Consider the following 17,706-nt stretch of genomic DNA (forward strand, 5'->3'; position numbering starts at 1 on the left):
CGCGCCACACCGGCCGAATGGCCCCTCGGCGGATCGTGTCTAACCTCGGGGAGGTGCACCCCCTGCTGCGCGCGGCCGGGTCCCTGGCCGACCGCGCCCTCGGCCTGACCTCCCCGCCCGTCCCGTACGACCGCACCCGGACCGACGTCCCGATGCCCGACGGCACGGTGCTCGTCGGCACCCGGTACCGACCCACCCGCGCCGACGGTCCGCTCCCCGTGGTGCTGATCCGGGTCCCGTACGACCCGCGTTCGGCCGGCCCGCTGTTCGCGGCGCCGCTGGCGCGCCGCGGCTTCCAGGTCCTGCTGCAGAGCACCCGCGGCACGTTCGGATCCGGCGGCCACTTCCGGCCCTTCGTCCACGAGCGGGAGGACGGCCTCGCCACCCTCGCCTGGCTGCGCGCGCAGCCCTGGTGCGACGGCCGGATCGCGACGACCGGCGGCAGCTACCTCGGCTACACGCAGTGGGCCGTCGCGCCGTACGCCGACCCGCCGCTCACCGCGATGTCCCCGCACATCACCGCAGCCCGCATGACGGACACCTTCTACACGCAGGGCGCTCCGGCCCTGCTCAACGCCCTCGCCTGGACCGCCATGATCGGGACCCAGGAGCGCGGCGGGATCCCGCTGGTGCCGCACCCGATCCGCGCGGCGAAGCTGCGCCGGGCCCTGCGCAAGGTCCCGCTGCAGGCGGCGGACGTCGAGGTCGCCGGCGCTCCGGTGCCCTACTGGCGGGACTTCGTGGAGCACGCCGAGCCCGGCGACGACTACTGGGACGCCACCTACGGCGAGTCGCCGGCGTTCGACCGCACCGGCCCCGGCTCGCTGGCGAACCTGCCCCCGGTCAGCATGGTGACCGGGTGGTGGGACCTGTTCGTCGCGGAGCAGATGCGGGACTACCGGGCGCTGCGCGCGGCCGGGGTGCCGGCGCGGATCGTCGTCGGGCCGTGGCTGCACGGCGCCCTCGAGGAGGTCCGGACCAGCCTGCGGACGGACGTCGCGTGGCTGGACCACCACCTGCGCGGGGGCCCCGAGCCCGAGGGCGCGCCGGTGCGGCTGTTCCTGCAGCAGGCCGACCAGTGGCTGGAGTTCGACGAGTGGCCGCCGCCCGCGACCACCCGGGAGGTCCACCTGCAGGCCGCCGGGCGGCTGGGGGAGGGGCCGGGTACGGGCGTGAGCACCTACGTCTACGACCCGGCGGATCCCACGCCGAGCGTCGGCGGCCCGCTGCTGCAGCCGCCGGGCGAGCAGATCGACCAGTCCCCGGTCGAGGCCCGCCCCGACGTCCTCGTCTTCACCGGGGACCCGCTGCCTGCCGACCTCGACGTGGTCGGCCCGGTCACGGCGCTCGTGCACGTGCGGCCGGAGCTGGACCACGCGGACGTCTTCGTCCGGGTCTGCGACGTCGACGAGCGCGGCGTGTCCCGCAACGTCGTCGACGGCATCCGGCGGCTGGACCCGCGCACCGTGCCCGCCCCGGACGTCACGGTGGGGGAGGACGGCGTGCTCGCCGTCACGATCGAGCTGTTCCCCACGGCCTACCGGTTCCGCGCCGGGCACCGGCTGCGGGTGCAGGTCGCGGGCGGTGCCTTCCCGCGGTTCGCCCGCAACGTCGGCACCGGCGAGCCCTTCGGCATCGCGACCCGGGGCAAGCCGGGGGCGGTCGACGTCCTGCACGACGCCGACCACTCGTCGCGCGTCGTCCTGCCCGTCCTGGGCTGAAACCGGCCGGCGCATGCCGGTCCGGCACGATCGTGTGCCGGTCCGGCATGCTGGAGGGATGGACGACGAGCTGGAGGCCGTGCTCGCCGGGGTCGGCCCCCGGCTGCGCGCCCTGCGTACGCACCGGCAGCTGACCCTGGCCGAGCTGTCCGCCGAGACCGGCATCTCGGAGAGCACGCTCTCCCGGCTGGAGAGCGGCGGGCGGCGGCCCAACCTGGAGCTGCTGCTCCCGCTGGCGCGGGCCCACGGCGTGCCGCTCGACGAGCTGGTCGGCGCGCCGCAGACCGGCGACCCGCGGGTGCACCTCAAGCCGGTGCACCGCTCCGGCCGCACCTTCGTGCCGCTCACCCGCCGGGCCGGTGGGCTGCAGGCGTTCAAGATGGTCTGTCCGCCGAGTCGTGACGAGGAGCCCGACCCGCGGACGCACGAGGGCTACGAGTGGCTCTACGTGCTCGAGGGCCGGCTGCGGCTCGTCCTCGGCGACCGCGACCTGGTGCTGGAGCCGGGCGAGGCGGCGGAGTTCGACACCCACGTCCCGCACTGGTTCGGCAGCGCCGACCAGCGGCCCGTCGAGCTGCTGTCGCTGTTCGGGACGCAGGGCGAGCGTGCCCACGTCCGCGCCCGGGCGGGCCGCTGAGCCGCACGTCGGCACCCCTCGGGCCGTGCGGACTGGGCGACGACCTCGCCCGGGCGCCGCCGCGGAAGGGTCCCAACGCGGGGTCCGGGCCGTCGACGTTGTGCACCGTCGTGCCCCGCCCCCGGTGCGGACCACGAAACCGGCGCCGCCCGTGTCGCCGAGGGTCTCGCGGTGCACGCCGGCCCGACGTCGCTTCCCACGCCCGCGTCCGACCGGCGTCATGAGGTCGGGAGAAGTTGGGCGAGATGGCGCATAGCCGGGCCGGGGTGACCTGCGCTACTCTGCGCGCCAGGCGATGGAGCTCGCCTTTAACCGCCCGTCAGGGCTGATAGCCCCTACCTGTGAGTCGACCGGGTAGGTGTGCCATGAGCAAGCTTCCTCCTCCACCTTCCTTCTCCGACGCGGCGTGCCGGCCGGTGCGCGCAGGCCCGCCGCGGTCCGCATCCGTCCGTTCCCCGCGGCTGGTCGCGACCTGTCCGACGCCGGCCGGTCGGCGGGGCGTGAGGAGGTGGCCACGATGGCTCTGACCGATCGGGAACGGCGGGTGCTCGCCGAGATCGAAGCCGATCTCTCGGCGACCGACCCGAAGCTGGCCAAACACCTCTCCGGCCGGCTGGGAGCGCCTCCCTGGAGCAACCCCTTCGCCCCTCGCCCCGCAGCTCCCGGCTCGCGGGAAGGCCGAGGAGACTCGCCCTTGCGGCCGTGGTGCGCTCCGCCGCGATCCGACCCGCCACGGTGTCGGTGCGGCGCGTCGTCGAACCTCGGTGGACCGTGGCGCAGTGACCGGCAGCGCAACGTCCCGACGCCTCGCAGGTCCGCCCTGGTGACCACATGGCTGGGGTCCGCCCTCGGCGTCCTGTTGCTGATCGCCGCCGTCTGCACCCCGGTTCACCTCCTGCTGGTCCCGGCCACGGCCGCGCTCGTCCTCGCGGCGGCCCCTCCGCTGCTCGGCGCCGGGCGGAGGCGTCGACGCTGAGCTTCCCCCGACTTCTCGGACCTTCGTCCTCACTCACGACAGGAGACGCGACATGGACGAGAACCACAGCACGCACCACCGAGCGGCCCCGACGGCGGCGAACCCGTCGCCGTCCCTCTCGACGCGAACCGGCACGGTCCCGCCGGTGATGCCGGTGCTCGGCCGCGGCAAGCACCGCACCCCCCGCGAGGGCGCCTGCCTGATGGAGTACGTCTCGGTCCTGGCCGGTTCGGACTTCACCGACCGACCGCGCTGCACCGCCCCCGCGGTCGCGAGGCTGGCCCGCTGCGTCAACGACGTCGTCTCGACGGCCGGCCGGGAACAACTGGCGCGCAGGGCTCCGGCGCTGATCGGGCTGCACCGGGCACGCCTGCCCATGCGGCGGATCGTCCTCGCGGAACTGGTCCGGGAGGGCCTCCGTCACGACCCGGGCAGCGTCCTCCTCCGCACCGTCGAGCGGCGCTGCCGCCCGTCGGGGAGCTCCGTGAGGCGATGGGTGCGCACCGCGAACCTGGTGCTGTTCACCGACAGCCGGCAGGTCCTCGGCGTCGTTCTGGACACGGTCCGCGGAAGGGTCCCCGGAGCCGAGGCGCAGGACGAACGGCTGATCGCGATCCTCGACGCCGTCATCACGCGGGCGCGCGCCGACGACCTCGGCCCGGACGTGCGCTCCGGGCGGGGCCGTCCAGGACCGGCGGGGGTGCCACCGCTGCAGACCGCCACGGTGACGTAGCCGTTCGACGTCCCGATGTGCACCGCGGACGCAGCTCCGAACGCCCCGGCAGCGACTTCCGACCGAATGCGCGCCCGGGGTGAAGAGCCATGCCCGAGGCCGGTCCCGGTGGGCAGGTCCCCGCCGCCGATCCGAGCGGCACCGGAGAGAAGCCCACAGCCGACGCTCTCGCCTTTCGTCAGACCCCCCGGGTCGGACGCGGAAATCCTTCGTGCACAAACACGGAAATCGCTCGGGAATGGCCTCAAGAATCTTTCCCAAGCATCTTTCGACGCGTCCCGCCGCGATCTACCGTGATCCGGTAACAACCATCGATCCTCGACAGGAGGGCGACGAGATGGCAACTCACGTGGAGGGAAGCGGAACCCACGCGGTCGAGCGGGAAGAACTGCAACGCGACGCCGCCGCCCCGCAGGGATCCGGCCCCTTCGAGGTCCTGGTCGGCGGCGGCGGCGACCCCCTGGTGTACGGCCTGCCGATCTTCGTCGCGGGCTCCCTGGTGCTGGGGTTCGCCCTGATCGGGCTGGTCCCGGTCCCGAGCGCGCTGGGGTCGGTCCTGCCCGAGACGACGTTCGTGGCCGGGCTGGGCGAGTTCGTCACGGCGGTGTGGGCGATCCTGCTCGGTCAGTCCATCGTGGCGGCGATATTCGGTTTGTTCGCCGGTTTCTGGTTCAGCCTCTTCGTGCTTCTCGAGGGAGTGTTCCACAACTGGTTCGTGATTCCGACCGCCGCGGTCCAGGGGGCGGAGACCATGTTCTTCCTGGCCTGGTTGATCGTGTTCTCGTTCCTCACCCTGGGGATCGTGCGGCTGCCGATCACCTACGTCGGGATCATGGTCTTCGTGGACCTCGCCGTGCTGTTCAACCTGCTGGCCGTGATGACCGGGGCGGGGTTCTGGTTCTTCTGGGGCGGTGTCATGGTGCTCGCGTTCTGCGCGCTCGGGCTCTACGCCTTCCTCAACACCGCCTGGGCGTCGACCGGCGGCCGCCGCGCCTTCCCGCCGCTCGGGCCGCCCGTGCTGCGCACCGCGGCGCAGTAGACCGTCCCGCCTGGTGGGCCGGGCGCCACCGGACGACCGGAGCGGGCCGCGAACGAGAAGCGGCGCCGACCCGCGGGGAGCGATCCCCGCCGGTCGGCGCCGCTCCCGACGCAAGGCTCAGGCAGCCTGCATCGTCTCCCAGAAGATCTTGTCGATCTGATGCTACATGAGGCCTGATCAGCTACTACTCGATGCCGTCGGCGGTCTGGGCCGTCGCTGGGCCGCGAGAGCGCGAGGTGGGGCGCGGTCCGGCATGTCCGGGACGCGCCGAGACGGGAGCGGCATCTTGTCGGCCCGCAGCGTCTCGGCGCCGGGTCAGACCGCGGATGTGCCCGCCCGGGCCCGGCCGTACTCGGCCAGCGCGGAGAAGGCTGCCTTCGGCTCCCACGGCATCCCCGGGTAGGCGCTGCCGGTACGCCCGTCTGGGAGGATCTTGACGATCCCGAAGCTCCCCAGATCGAAGTCCCGCTCAGGGTGCTCGGACGTCGGCAGGTGCCGAGAGGCGAAGGTGTACACGAACGCGGTGTCCACGCCACCCGAGTCGTAGACGTCGAGGAGATCGAGCAGGTAGGCGGCTTGTTCGGGTTCGTTGCGCTCGACGGTCTCGGTGAGCCGCGTTGCCTGCCCGCTCTGCTCGTCGTACCCGATGATGTCCCCGCGGCTCCCCCGGTCCGCGGCTCCGGTGAAGGGTGCACAGCCGAACTCGGTGACCGCGAACGGCTTGCCGTGAGAGGTCATGGCGGCGAGGTTCGCGGGTAGGGCGGCGGCGTTGCCGGCATCGCGGTAGCCGGCGTCGGTCGCGATGAAGTCGAACGGGGTCCAGTCCACTCCCTCCATAGGGAGTGATGCGTACCCTATGAGCCCGCGGAACCGCTCGCGGGCGCCCTCGACTGCTTGGGCCAAGAGGGCATTGGTCCTCCGCTGCACGTCCGGGAGGATCTCGCGGACGAGCGCAGGATCCGCGAGCACGGCGGACCGCTCGGACAGAGTCTCTCCGGGCATCAGCCCGATCGTCATGATGCTGATCTCCGATCCGGCGAGGAACCGGATGTTCGCCCCTTCCCGTCGGATCTGCTCGGCGCGCTCGGCGGCGTCCAGAAGAAACGCCAACAGCTGGTCGGTGGTCAGGTCGTTGGTGAACGGGCAGTACCAGACCTCCAGCCCGACGGCGGCCGCGTGCCGGGCGGCGATCTCCAGGCGGTCCGCGACGCCGCCGGTGATCCGGACGGCGTCGGCGAGCAGTTCTTCACGGATGATCCGCATGTCCTCGGCGACGACGTCAGGGTCGAACGGTTCGTGGGTCGTGCTTCCGCAGTTGGTGAACCCGGTGTCGTAGGTGACGCCCCAGGCGCGCATCGCTTCCTCCTTGAGGTACGTTGCGTACCGTACCAGGCGGAGGATACGATCCGTACCGTGACGGGGGGACGGCGGCGAGGTGCGGAGCTGGAGCTGGCGATCCTGCGTGCGGCCGCTGAGGAACTCACCGCCTCCGGCTACAGCGGCATGACGATGGACAAGGTCGCCCGGCGCGCAGGCACGAACAAGAACGCGATCTACCGGCGCTGGCCGCAGCGCGCCGCACTCGGCATCGCCGCCTACAAGTACGTGGCGGACGCCCGCACCCCCTCGGCGGACACGGGCACCCTTCGCGGCGATGCGTTGGAACTGCTGCGGCAGGCCAACGCGACCTGGTCCTCGCCCCGTGGCGCAATCCTGCGCGATCTCCTGGCGGCCGCTGCCGACGAGCCGGCCCTGCTGGAGCTGCTGCGCGAACAGGTTGGAGGCGGTGCGCTGAACGCCGCCTGGTTCGCGCTCCTGGGCCGGGCGGTGGCGCGCGGCGAGGCCCCTCCGGAGGCGGTGCAGCCGCGCGTGGCGGCGCTGCCGATGATGTTGTTGCGTGGTGAGTACGCCCTGCGCGGCGTTCCGGCCGTGCCGGACGAGGTCCTGGTGGAGATCGTCGACGAGATCTTCCTGCCGCTGATCCGTGGACGGGGCCTGGCGAGCCCGAGGCCCCCGTCCGCCGATTGAGTCTCCGGCTGTCCAGTAGCCCCGGTTGAAGTCGTTCGTGGCGACACGGTCGGTCGCCGCTGAAGCCGTGCGCGTACCCGACGATGGCCCGACAACGAAAAGCGACGCTGACCCACGGGGAAGCATCCCCGCTGGTCAGCGCCGCTTTCAGCGCCTCAATCAGGCGGCCTGCTTGGTCTCCCAGAAGATCTTGTCGATCTGGGCGATGTAGTCCAGCAGCTCCTGGCCGTCCTTCGGGTCGACCGAGGACTTGGTGCCGCCGGGGCCGCCACCGGCCTTCTTGGTGGCCTTGTTGAACAGCTCGTGCAGCTCCGGGTACTTCTCGAAGTGCGGCGGCTTGAAGTAGTCCGTCCACAGCACCCACAGGTGGTGCTTCACGAGGTCGGAGCGCTGCTCCTTGATCTCGATGGCCCGCTCCCGGAAGACCGGGTCCTCGTTGCCCTGGTACTTCTCCTGGATGGCCTTGACGGACTCGGCCTCGATACGCGCCTGGGCCGGGTCGTACACGCCGCAGGGGAGGTCGCAGTGCGCGGTGGCCTCCAGCCGCGGGCGGAGAATGCGGGACAGCCGCATGGGTCCTCCCTGGTGGTGATCGTTCTGGCGTGCCCGACCCTACTCCCGGGGGCGGGGGGCCAGCAGGCCGGAAGGTGTGGTCAACACGGTGTTTCGGACGCGGATCACACGGCATCACCGCGGGTGGCGGGCGGTGACCGTGCGGGGCCCCTCCATGTCCACCACCCTGTCCGACGACGACGTCGTCCTGGTCCGGTTCGGCCGGTCCGCCCGGCCGGGTGACGTGGTCCTGGTGCGCTGGCCCGCCCGGCCCACGCAGCTGTCGGTGAAGCGCGCGGTGCGACCGGAGGGCGCGCTGTGGTGGGTGGAGGGCGACAACCCCTTCGGCTCCACCGACTCCCGCACGCTCGGCCCGGCCGAGGTGGTGGCCGTCGTCACGCGGCGGTTGTGGCCCCGGCCCCGGCGCCTCTGAGGTACGGTCGTCACCCAGTACCCGACAGCCGATCCCTCGGCTCGCCCCGCCGCATCCCGCGGGGCCGGATCGAGGGGGCCGTCCGGCACCGACCCGGCGAGACCTGCCCCCGGTGCACGGCGAGTAGGGACGCACGCGAGCGTCCACCGCACCCGTACCGGAGTCCTTCCATGACCGTCTCTCCCGAGCGCACCCTGTCCTCCGACCTGTCCACGAGCGCGCCCGCCCCCACCCGCGAGGAGATCTTCGCCTCGCACGAGGGCGGCAAGCTCGCCACCGGGCTGTCCACGCCGCTGCGCGACGCCCGTGACCTGGCCATCGCCTACACCCCGGGCGTCGCCGAGGTCAGCCGGGCGATCGCCGCCGAGCCGGCGCTGGCCCGCCGCTACACCTGGACCGACCGGCTGGTCGCGGTGGTCAGCGACGGCACCGCCGTCCTCGGCCTCGGCGACATCGGCCCGCGCGCGTCGCTGCCCGTGATGGAGGGCAAGTCCGCGCTGTTCAAGACCTTCGGCGGGCTGGACTCGATCCCGCTGGTCCTCGACACCACCGACGTCGACGAGATCGTCGAGACCCTGGTCCGGCTGCGGCCCAGCTTCGGCGCGGTGAACCTCGAGGACGTCGCCGCCCCGCGCTGCTTCGAGCTGGAGCGCCGGCTCGTCGAGGCGCTCGACTGCCCGGTCATGCACGACGACCAGCACGGCACCGCGATCGTGCTGCTCGCCGCGCTGCAGGGCGCCTGCGCCACCACCGGCCGCCCGCTGTCGTCGTTGCGGATCGTGGTCTCGGGCGCCGGCGCCGCGGGGGTGGCCTGCGCCCGGATCCTGGTCGCGGCCGGGGCCACGGACGTCGTCGTCCTCGACTCGCGCGGGGTGATCGACGCCGCCCGCGGCGGGATCAAGGCCGAGCTCGCCGCCGAGACGAACCCGCGCGGGGTCACCGGCGGTCTGGCCGACGCGCTGCGCGGCGCCGACGTCTTCGTCGGGCTCTCCAGCGCGACCCTGCCCGAGGAGGTCCTGACCACGATGGCGCCGGACCCCTTCGTGTTCGCGCTGTCCAACCCGGACCCGGAGGTCCACCCGGAGATCGCCGCGCGGTACGCCGCCGTCGTCGCGACCGGGCGCAGCGACTTCCCGAACCAGATCAACAACGTGCTGGCGTTCCCGGGGGTGTTCCGCGGCGCGCTCGACGCCGGCGCCCGCCGGATCACCGAGGGCATGAAGCTGGCCGCCGCGAACGCGATCTTCTCCGTGGCCGCCGACGATCTCGCGGCCGACCGGATCGTGCCCAGCCCGTTCGACCCGCGGGTCGCGCCCGAGGTGGCGGCCGCCGTCGCCGAGGCGGCCCGGCGGGACCCGGCCGCCGGTGTCACGGAGAGTGATCGCTGAGAGGGGTTCCACCTGGCGTTCTTCCGTCGCTCGGTGCACGTGATCACCCAGCGTACGACAGAGTGCGGTAACTCACTCGGGTCGGAGTAGCCCGTTCGAGCGGTATCCCCGGATCGAGTGGAGCAGTCGCTCGTTGTGCCCCGTACAGGGGGCCCGACGACGGGCCCCGGTACGCACGGCGAGCACGTGGGGGGCACGGTGAGCGGCTTCGGAGGGCGCGGCGAGGCGGCGGACGAGCCTGCCCGGTCGGGCGTCCCCGACGCCTCCACCGGGGACCCGGTCGACGAGGAGGACCTCGCCGGTCCGTCCGACGACGACTTCGTCGACGGCGGTCCGGGTGGCGGTCCGGCGGTCGGTCCGGCCGGCATCGACCTGCCGGACTCGGTCCGGCGCGCGGACCGGCGGCGGGCGGACAACGTCCCGCCGCGCCCCGAGCAGGTCCGTTTCGCCGACCGCCTCGCCCGGGCGATCTCCGCGCCCTCCGGGGGCCAGGTGCCGGGCCAGACCCGGCGCCCGGCGTCGGGTTCCCTCGGCCGCTCCCTGCAGGAGCGCGAGGAGCCGGGTGAGCCCGAGGTACGCACCGAGCCGGGCGTCGTGCAGCTGGTCGCGCCCCCGGAGCCGGCCGGCGGCCCGCACGCGCTCCCGCTCGAGCCGGGGACCGATCCCGACGGCCTGCCGTCCGTGTCCTCCGCGCTGCGCGACGCCGCCTTCGGCACCGCGGCCCTGCCGCTGTCCGCGCTGTTCGGCGAGCGGATCGACGTCGTGCCGCTGCCGGCGGCGCCCGCGGTCGTCTGCGACGGCGCGGACCGGATCCTCCGCGTCAACGACGCGTTCCTGCAGCTCGCCGGCCGCCCCGCGGAGCCATTGGGGGTGCGGCTGGGCGGGCTGCTCACCGGGCCCGACGCCGACGCCCGCCTGCTGCGCGCCGACGGCACCACGGTCCGGGTGCGCGCCGTCCGCTGGGACCTGCCCGGCGATCTGCGCACCGTCGTCCTCGTGGAGCTGGGCGAGCCGCCGCGCGCCGACCGGCGCTGGACCGCCGAGCTCGAGCGGCTCGCCCGGGTCGGCACCTGGACGTTCGAGCTGGCCACGGCCACGTTCCGGCGCAGCGCGTCGCTCGAGGAGCTGTACCGCGACGTCGGCGTGGTCCCCGACGGCCCGTACGGGCCGGTCGAGGGCGAGCAGGTGGCGGCGCTCTGCCGGGCACTGCGTACCGGCTCGGGCCCGTTCGACCACCACGTCGAGCTGCGGCTGCCCGGCGACCGTGTGCTCAGCTGCCGGGCCGGCGTCGAGCGGGGCCTCGACGGAGTACCCGTGCGCCTGGCCGGCATGGTCCGCGACGTGACCGCGCAGCGGCTCGCCGAGGGCGGCCGGCACTCCGCCCGACGGTTCGCCGACCTGCTGTCCACCGTGCCCGACGGCGTCGGGCTGTTCGACGCGGCGGGCCGGCTCGCCGACGCCAACGAGGCCTTCTGCACGCTCCTCGGCCGGCCGCTGGTGGAGCTGCGGGGGCGGACCGCCCTCGACCTGACCGCCGACGCCGAGCCGCAGCCCGACGCCGCACCGGCCGCCCTGCCCGGCTGGCTGCGCCGCATCCCCACCGGCGGCGGCCACGGGTACCGGCTCCCGGCCGTCACGCTGCTGCGGGGGGACGGCACCCGGATCACGGTCGCGCTCGCCGTCACCGCCTCGACCTCCGACGACGGCGACCCGTTCTGGCTGGTCGTGGCCACCGCGGCCGTCCCGGCCGCCCCGCAGCGCGACGCAGGCACCGCCGTCGACGTCCTGACCCGGCTGCCGAACCGCGCGGCCGCACTCGACCTCGTCGCCGACCTGCTCGCGGGGCCCGACGGCGACCGGGTCGCCGTGGTCTGCGGCGACCTCGACGACTTCGCGCGGGTCAACTCCTCCCTCGGCCACGAGGCGGGCGACGAGCTGCTGGTCACCACGGCCGCGCGGCTGCGCCGCGAGCTGCCCGTCGGCTGCACCCCGGCCCGGCTGGCCGGCGACGAGTTCGTCGTGATCTGCGCCGACCACACCCTCACCGGTGGCCCCGAGGCCCTGGCCCGCACCGTCGCCGGGCTGCTGGGCGGCACGCTGGGCGTGCACGGGCGGCCGGTGCAGCTCACCGCCACGGTCGGCGTCGCGACCCCCGACGTCCGCGCGGGCGAAGCCGTGGAGGCCGGCGACCTGCTGCGCTACGCCGAGGTCGCGATGCACGAGGCCAAGCGCACGGAGCGGGGTGGGGTCGCCACCGCGTCGTCCGCGGTCGTGGAGTCCGCCGACCGGCAGCTCGAGCTGGAGGGCGAGCTGCGCGCCGCGCTGGCCGAGGATCGGCTCGCACTGCAGTACCAGCCCGTCGTCGGGCCGGACGGCTCGGTGGTCTCGGCGGAGGCGCTGGTGCGCTGGCCGCACCCGGAGCGCGGGACGATCTCGCCGGGCGAGTTCCTGCCGGTCGCCGAGCGCGCGGGCATGCTGCGCGACCTCGACCTGTGGGTGCTGCGGACCGCGGTGAACGAGGCCGCGACCTGGCCGGGCCGGGCCGCGGTCGCCGTGAACCTCGCGGGCCTGCTGCCCAGCGAGCCGGGGTTCCTCGAGGAGGTGACCCGGATCGTCGCCGCCTCCGGGCTGCCGTGGGACCGGTTGATCCTCGAGCTGGTGGAGACCAGTCTCGTCGCCCTGCCGCGGGCGGCACGCGAGGTCATGGCCGAGCTCACGGCACGCGGGGTCCGGTTCGCCGTCGACGACTTCGGCACCGGCTACTCCTCGCTGGCCCGGCTCAAGGAGCTGCCCACCCAGACGGTCAAGGTGGACCGGGCGTTCGTCACGGGCGTCGGGACGGACCCGGCGGACTTCGCGGTCGCCCGCGCCGTCGTCGACATGGCCCGCGCGATGGGGCGGACCACGGTGGCCGAGGGGGTCGAGACGGCCGAGCAGTTCCACGTGCTGCGCGGCCTCGGCGTCGACGCCTACCAGGGGTGGCTGTTCTCCCGGGCGCTGGCGCCCGAGGACCTGCACCGGGTGCTCGCGGGGGGCCGGCTGCCGACGCCCGCCCGCTCGATGGGAGCCTGATCGCCGAATGACCGGACGGGTCGCGAGCCGATCACACTTGGTCGTCCGGTTCGCTCCTGTCGGTGCCTCCGGATAGCCTCGTCGCACCATGGCGGCCGGAAGGCGGTCGCCGGGACGAGGGGAAACCCCGCGTGATCGAGTTCCGCGGCGTGACGAAGCGGTTCCCGGACGGGACCGTCGCGGTCGACGGGCTGGACCTGACCGTGGACGCCGGCAAGGTCACGGTGTTCGTCGGGCCGTCCGGCTGCGGCAAGACCACGTCCCTCCGGATGATCAACAGGATGATCGCGCCGACCGAGGGCACGGTGACCGTCGACGGCCGCGACGTGATGTCGGGCGACGCGGCGGAGCTGCGCCGCGGCATCGGCTACGTGATCCAGCAGGCCGGGCTGTTCCCGCACAAGACGATCCGCGACAACATCGCCACCGTCCCGCTGCTGCTCGGCTGGAGCAGGCGCAAGGCCCGGGCGCGGGCGGACGAGCTGATGGAGGTCGTGGGCCTGGCCCCGGAGATGGCGTCGCGGTACCCCGCGCAGCTGTCCGGCGGTCAGCAGCAGCGCGTCGGCGTGGCCCGGGCCCTCGCCGCCGACCCGCCCGTGCTGCTGATGGACGAGCCGTTCAGCGCGGTCGACCCGGTGGTGCGGGAGAGCCTGCAGGAGGAGCTGCTGCGGCTGCAGGGCGAGCTGGGCAAGACGATCGTGTTCGTCACGCACGACATCGACGAGGCCGTGAAGCTCGGCGACAAGGTCGCGGTGTTCCGCACCGGCGGTGTCCTCGCGCAGTACGACGAGCCGGGCGTGCTGCTCGACCGCCCGGCGGACGGGTTCGTCGACGGGTTCGTCGGCCGCGACCGCGGCTACCGCAAGCTGGGCTTCCTGTCCGACGAGCTGCCGCTCGTCGAGCTGCCCACGGTGGGTGTCGGCGACCCGGCGCCCGAGGGGTGGTCGCTCGTCGTCGACCCCGACGGCCGTCCGCTCGGCTGGGTGCAGGGTGGGGGCTCCGTCGAGGAGGCGGCCGTCGTGCCCGGCGGCTCGCTCTACGAGGTCGGGTCCGGCTCGCTGCGCAGCGCGCTCGACGCCGCCCTGTCCTCGCCGTCCGGCCGCGGGGTCGCGGTCGACGGCGACGGTCGGGTCGCGGGCGCGTTGAGCGCCGACGACGTGCTGCGGGCGCTCGCCGCTTCCCGGGCGGACGAGGCGGCCTGATGGTCTGGGACTGGATCCCGCGCAACCTCGGCATGATCGGCGGGCTCCTGGGTGAGCACGTGGTCCTGGCGCTGCTCCCGGTCCTGATCGGGCTGGTCCTCGCGGTGCCGATCGGCTGGGCCGCCGCCGGCAACCGCGCGCTGCGCGGGGTGCTCGTGCCCGCGGCCAGCGTCCTGTACACGATCCCGTCGTTGGCGCTGTTCATCGTGCTGCCGGCGATCATCGGCACCCGGATCCTCGACCCGCTCAACGTCGTCGTCGCCCTGACGATCTACACCGTCGCCCTGCTGGTCCGCTCGGTGGCCGACGCGCTCGGCGCCGTCCCGTCGATGGTCGTCGCCGCCGCCACGGCGATGGGGTACCGGCCCGGTCGGCGGTTCGTGTCGGTCGAGCTGCCGCTGGCGGTCCCGGTGCTCGTGGCGGGGCTGCGGGTGGCCGCGGTGTCGAACATCAGCCTGGTCTCGGTGGGCGCGCTGATCGGCGTCGGCGGGCTGGGGCAGCTGTTCACGGACGGCTACCAGCGGAACTTCCCGCTCGAGATCCTCACGGGCATCGTGATGGTCCTGCTGCTGGCCCTCGTCGTCGACGGGCTGCTCGTGCTGATCGGGCGGGTCAGCACGCCCTGGACGCGCGTGGGAGCGAACGCGTGAACGCCCTGTTCTCCTGGCTCGCCGACCCCGCGCACTGGAGCGGGTCGGCCGGCATCCCGGCCCGGCTCGTCGAGCACCTCTGGTACTCGGTGCTGGCGCTTGCCCTCGGCGCGGTCGTGGCGCTGCCGATCGGTGCGCTCGTCGGGCACGGGCGCCGCGGCGGGTTCCTCATCGTCGGCTCGGCCAACGGCATGCGTGCGCTGCCCGAGCTCGGCCTGCTCACCCTGCTGGTGCTGCTGATGGGCATCGGGCTGCTCCCGGTCACCCTCGCGCTCGCCGTCCTCGCGATCCCGCCGCTGCTGGCGGGCACGTACTCCGGTGTGCGCAACGTCGACCCCGGCGCGGTCGACGCGGCCCGCGGCATGGGGATGCGCGAGTGGCAGGTGCTGTTCAAGGTCGAGCTGCCCAACGCGCTGCCGCTGATCCTCGGCGGCCTGCGCGGCGCGGCGCTGCAGGTCATCGCGACCGCCGCCGTGGCCGCCTACGTGAGCTTCGGCGGCCTCGGCCGCTTCCTGATCGACGGGCTGCGCACCCGCGACTACCCGCAGATGGCGGCGGGTGCGGTCCTCGTGGCCGTGCTCGCGCTCGTCGTCGAGGGGCTGCTCGCGCTGCTGCAGCGCGCGATCGTCTCGCCCGGGCTGCGCGGCGGCGGCCGCCGCTCGCCCACCGTCACCGTCGGGCGGCCCGCCCCCGCGCCCGCGAACCCCGAACCCGTCCCCGTCCGAGAGCCCGCAGGAGCCGAACCGTGAAACTCATCCGTCCCTTCTCCCTCGTCGCCGCCGGGGCGGCCCTGGTCCTGGGGCTCACCGCCTGCGGTGGCGGCGGGGGCTCGAACGACCCGCTGGCCTCCGGCAACAGCCAGGCCCCGGCCGCGGCGGACACCGTCCGCATCGGCTCGGCGGACTTCCCGGAGAACCAGGTGCTCGCCGAGATCTACGCCCAGGCACTCGAGGCCAAGGGCGTGAAGGTCGAGCGGAACTTCAACATCGGCAGCCGCGAGGTCTACTTTCCGGCGCTCACCGACGGCTCCATCGACCTCATCCCGGACTACACCGGCGTGCTGCTGCAGTACATCAACAAGAACGCCACCGAGACCCAGGGCGACGCCGTGTACGCCGCCCTGCAGAAGGCCGTCCCGGCGCCGCTCACGGTGCTCGACAAGGCGGCGGCCGAGAACAAGGACGCCGTCGTCGTCACGGGCCAGTACGCCCAGCAGCACAACCTGAAGAACATCGGCGACCTCGCCCCGATCGCCGGCCAGGCGTCGTTCGGCGGCCCGTCCGAGTTCCAGACCCGGCCGGACGGCATCCCCGGCATCGAGAAGACCTACGGCGTGAAGTTCAAGGAGTTCAAGGCGCTCGACACGGGCGGCCCGCTCACCGTCGCCGCGCTCAAGGACGGCACCATCCAGGCGGCCGACCTGTTCACCACCGACCCGACCATCGAGGACAGCGGCTTCGTGGTGCTCGGCGACCCGGACAACAACTTCGCCGCGCAGAACGTCGTGCCGCTGATCAACTCGAGTAAGGCGAACGACACCGTCAAGCAGGCGCTGAACGCGGTCCAGGCCAAGCTGACGACCGAAGGCCTCATCGAGCTCAACCGCACCCTGGCGGGCGCGGACAAGCCCGACGTCGGCACGGTCGCCAAGAACTGGCTCGCGCAGCAGGGGCTGTAGGTCGCCGTAGGTAGGCTCGGGCGATGACAGCAGGAACCGTCGCCGCCCTCTACCGCTACCCGGTCAAGTCGATGCTGGGCGAGCCGGTCGCGGAGATCGCGGTCGGCCCGCTCGGCGTCGCCGGCGACCGCCGGTTCGCACTCCTCGACGAGGAGACCGGCCGGGTGGCCACGGCCAAGCACCCGAGGCGCTGGCGGCAGCTGCTGCAGTGCCGCTCCGCCACCGCGTCCGACGGCGTGCGGGTCACCCTCCCGGACGGCCGCTCGCTCGACGCGTCGGACGCGGACGAGGAGCTGTCCGCGCTGCTCGGGCGGCGGGTCCGGATGGCGGGGGAGCGTCCCGAGGGCGCCGAGGTCGAGCGGCCGGACCCGGTCGACGTGCTCGCCGAGGGCGTCGACGCCGAGGTCGACTACGCGATCCTGGAGATCGCGCAGGGCACCCCGGGCGGCGCCTTCGTCGACCACTCGCCGGTGCACCTGATCACCACCGCCACGCTCGACGCGATCGGCATCGGCGCGGCGGAGGCGATCCGGTACCGGCCCAACGTGGTCATCCAGACGCCCGAGGGCTACCCGCCCTTCTCGGAGAACGACTGGCCGGGCCGCGAGATCACCCTCGGTGAGGTCCGGCTGCGCGCCACCCTGCCGACCCCGCGGTGCTCCGTGCCCACGCTCGAGCACGGCTCGCTCGGCCGTGCCCCGGAGGCGGTCCGCCCGCTCCTCGAGCACCGGGTCGAGGTTCCCGGCTTCGGCGTCCTCCCGTGTGCGGGGGTGTACGCGGAGGTGCTCGCCGCGGGGACCGTGCGGGCGGGGGACGAGGTGCGGGTGGGGGAGTAGTCCCACACCCGTCTCCCGCACGCTGCAGGGTCGCGCCTGACCGTGATCATGGGCGAACGGGTGTTCCCGTGTGTCTGCGGGCACCCTTCTGCCCTTGATCACGATCGCAGCCGGTTGGTGTCGACGGGGCTCGTGGGTGTGCGGGGGCTGCCGGACCGAATGTGCCCAGGTCGGGCGGTGCACCGGAGGTCGTGCCACCCCCGAGACCCTGACCCGTGTGCTCAGGGAGGGGCCGGGGTTCGTCCCGGATCCCGCGGGTGTGCCGGGTTCCTAGCGTCCCTGTCGTGGACACCACCCTCCCCGGCCCGGGACACGCGCCGGGTTCCGTGCGCCCGCCCGACGCCCGCCGGCCGCGCGCGACGTTGTGGATCCTGCGGGTGCTGCTGTCCGTGCACGTGCTCGCCGTACTGGGGCAGCCACTGCTCGCCGGGCTGTACCTGTCCGGCGACGTCGACGCGATCACGGTGCACGGGATCGTCGGGTCCGCGCTGGCCGGTCTCGGGCTGGTGCTGATCGGCGGGGCCGCGGCGTACGTGCTCGTCGGCCGCGGGCGGTGGTGGGTGCTGCCCGCGACCGTGGTGCTCTTCTTCGCGGAGGGCCTGCAGGTCGGGTTCGGGTACGCCCGGCAGCTCAACCTGCACGTCCCGCTCGGGGTGCTGATCGTGACGGTCTCGGTCCTGCTCGCCGCCTGGGTCTGGACGCCCGCCGCCCGTCCGGGCCGGCGATGACCGCACCCACCCCGGCCGCGCTCACTCCGGCGG

The 17,706-nt window shown here is 73.8% G+C and carries 17 protein-coding genes and 1 riboswitch; of the genes, 15 read left to right on the top strand and 2 right to left on the bottom strand.

Features of this window, described 5'->3' with window-relative positions; translation table 11 throughout:
• The first annotated feature begins 53 nt into the window (after positions 1 to 53).
• The 5 genes from LWC33_RS02115 (at position 54) to LWC33_RS02135 (ending at position 5,106) form a co-directional block, all read left to right on the top strand.
• Positions 54 to 1,721, top strand: coding sequence for a CocE/NonD family hydrolase (locus LWC33_RS02115; RefSeq protein ID WP_233302410.1), 1,668 nt, complete (start codon positions 54 to 56; stop codon positions 1,719 to 1,721).
• A gap of 58 nt (positions 1,722 to 1,779) precedes the next feature.
• Complete coding sequence (locus LWC33_RS02120) at positions 1,780 to 2,358, top strand: helix-turn-helix domain-containing protein (RefSeq protein WP_233302411.1); 579 nt, start codon at positions 1,780 to 1,782, stop codon at positions 2,356 to 2,358.
• Between the two features lie 282 nt (positions 2,359 to 2,640).
• Positions 2,641 to 2,703, top strand: a riboswitch (Fluoride riboswitch).
• A 172-nt stretch (positions 2,704 to 2,875) separates the two neighbouring features.
• Positions 2,876 to 3,334 carry a DUF3040 domain-containing protein gene (locus LWC33_RS36735; protein WP_504937438.1) on the top strand — a complete coding sequence of 153 codons (459 nt, stop codon included), beginning with the start codon at positions 2,876 to 2,878 and terminating at the stop codon, positions 3,332 to 3,334.
• 52 nt (positions 3,335 to 3,386) lie between these two features.
• A complete protein-coding gene (locus LWC33_RS02130; protein WP_233302414.1) occupies positions 3,387 to 4,067 on the top strand; it encodes a hypothetical protein in 681 nt (226 codons plus the stop codon).
• 337 nt (positions 4,068 to 4,404) lie between these two features.
• Complete coding sequence (locus LWC33_RS02135; RefSeq protein WP_233302415.1) at positions 4,405 to 5,106, top strand: GPR1/FUN34/YaaH family transporter; 702 nt, start codon at positions 4,405 to 4,407, stop codon at positions 5,104 to 5,106.
• 315 nt (positions 5,107 to 5,421) lie between these two features.
• Here LWC33_RS02135 and LWC33_RS02140 read toward each other — a convergent pair whose 3' ends face one another.
• Complete coding sequence (locus LWC33_RS02140; protein ID WP_233302416.1) at positions 5,422 to 6,462, bottom strand: glycoside hydrolase family 113 protein; 1,041 nt, start codon at positions 6,460 to 6,462, stop codon at positions 5,422 to 5,424.
• 57 nt (positions 6,463 to 6,519) lie between these two features.
• Here LWC33_RS02140 and LWC33_RS02145 point away from each other — a divergent pair, with 57 nt between their 5' ends.
• Complete coding sequence (locus LWC33_RS02145) at positions 6,520 to 7,134, top strand: TetR/AcrR family transcriptional regulator (protein WP_308190889.1); 615 nt, start codon at positions 6,520 to 6,522, stop codon at positions 7,132 to 7,134.
• A 159-nt stretch (positions 7,135 to 7,293) separates the two neighbouring features.
• On the opposite strand, the gene sodN is transcribed toward LWC33_RS02145, so the two are convergent.
• Positions 7,294 to 7,707 carry a superoxide dismutase, Ni gene (gene sodN, locus LWC33_RS02150; RefSeq protein ID WP_232871774.1) on the bottom strand — a complete coding sequence of 138 codons (414 nt, stop codon included), beginning with the start codon at positions 7,705 to 7,707 and terminating at the stop codon, positions 7,294 to 7,296.
• A gap of 88 nt (positions 7,708 to 7,795) precedes the next feature.
• Between sodN and LWC33_RS02155 the strand changes: the two genes are divergently transcribed.
• The 9 genes from LWC33_RS02155 to LWC33_RS02195 all read left to right on the top strand — a co-directional run bounded on the left by LWC33_RS02155 (position 7,796) and on the right by LWC33_RS02195 (position 17,673).
• Complete coding sequence (locus LWC33_RS02155; RefSeq protein ID WP_308190890.1) at positions 7,796 to 8,119, top strand: S26 family signal peptidase; 324 nt, start codon at positions 7,796 to 7,798, stop codon at positions 8,117 to 8,119.
• Positions 8,120 to 8,289: 170 nt separating this feature from the next.
• Positions 8,290 to 9,507 (top strand): NAD(P)-dependent malic enzyme, encoded by a 1,218-nt coding sequence (locus LWC33_RS02160; protein WP_233302418.1) that lies wholly within the window; start codon positions 8,290 to 8,292, stop codon positions 9,505 to 9,507.
• A gap of 198 nt (positions 9,508 to 9,705) precedes the next feature.
• Positions 9,706 to 12,579, top strand: coding sequence for a putative bifunctional diguanylate cyclase/phosphodiesterase (locus tag LWC33_RS02165; protein WP_233302419.1), 2,874 nt, complete (start codon positions 9,706 to 9,708; stop codon positions 12,577 to 12,579).
• A 131-nt stretch (positions 12,580 to 12,710) separates the two neighbouring features.
• Positions 12,711 to 13,781 (top strand): ABC transporter ATP-binding protein, encoded by a 1,071-nt coding sequence (locus LWC33_RS02170; protein ID WP_233302420.1) that lies wholly within the window; start codon positions 12,711 to 12,713, stop codon positions 13,779 to 13,781.
• The gene (locus LWC33_RS02175) at positions 13,781 to 14,431 is read left to right on the top strand and encodes an ABC transporter permease (protein WP_233302421.1); all 651 of its coding nucleotides are present in this window, start codon (positions 13,781 to 13,783) and stop codon (positions 14,429 to 14,431) included. The genes LWC33_RS02170 and LWC33_RS02175 overlap by 1 nt, the downstream gene beginning before the upstream one ends.
• Entirely contained in the window at positions 14,428 to 15,180 is a 753-nt protein-coding gene (locus tag LWC33_RS02180; RefSeq protein WP_233302422.1) for an ABC transporter permease, read from the top strand. Before LWC33_RS02175 ends, LWC33_RS02180 begins: the two co-directional genes overlap by 4 nt.
• Positions 15,177 to 16,109, top strand: coding sequence for an ABC transporter substrate-binding protein (locus LWC33_RS02185; protein ID WP_233302423.1), 933 nt, complete (start codon positions 15,177 to 15,179; stop codon positions 16,107 to 16,109). The genes LWC33_RS02180 and LWC33_RS02185 overlap by 4 nt, the downstream gene beginning before the upstream one ends.
• A gap of 23 nt (positions 16,110 to 16,132) precedes the next feature.
• On the top strand, positions 16,133 to 16,945 hold the full coding sequence (locus LWC33_RS02190) for an MOSC domain-containing protein (RefSeq protein WP_233302424.1): 813 nt from the start codon (positions 16,133 to 16,135) through the stop codon (positions 16,943 to 16,945).
• Positions 16,946 to 17,229: 284 nt separating this feature from the next.
• Entirely contained in the window at positions 17,230 to 17,673 is a 444-nt protein-coding gene (locus tag LWC33_RS02195) for a hypothetical protein (RefSeq protein WP_233302425.1), read from the top strand.
• The last annotated feature ends 33 nt before the right edge of the window (positions 17,674 to 17,706 follow it).

The sequence above is a fragment of the Pseudonocardia terrae genome, assembly GCF_021343995.1.
GTDB classification, from domain to species: domain Bacteria; phylum Actinomycetota; class Actinomycetes; order Mycobacteriales; family Pseudonocardiaceae; genus Pseudonocardia; species Pseudonocardia terrae.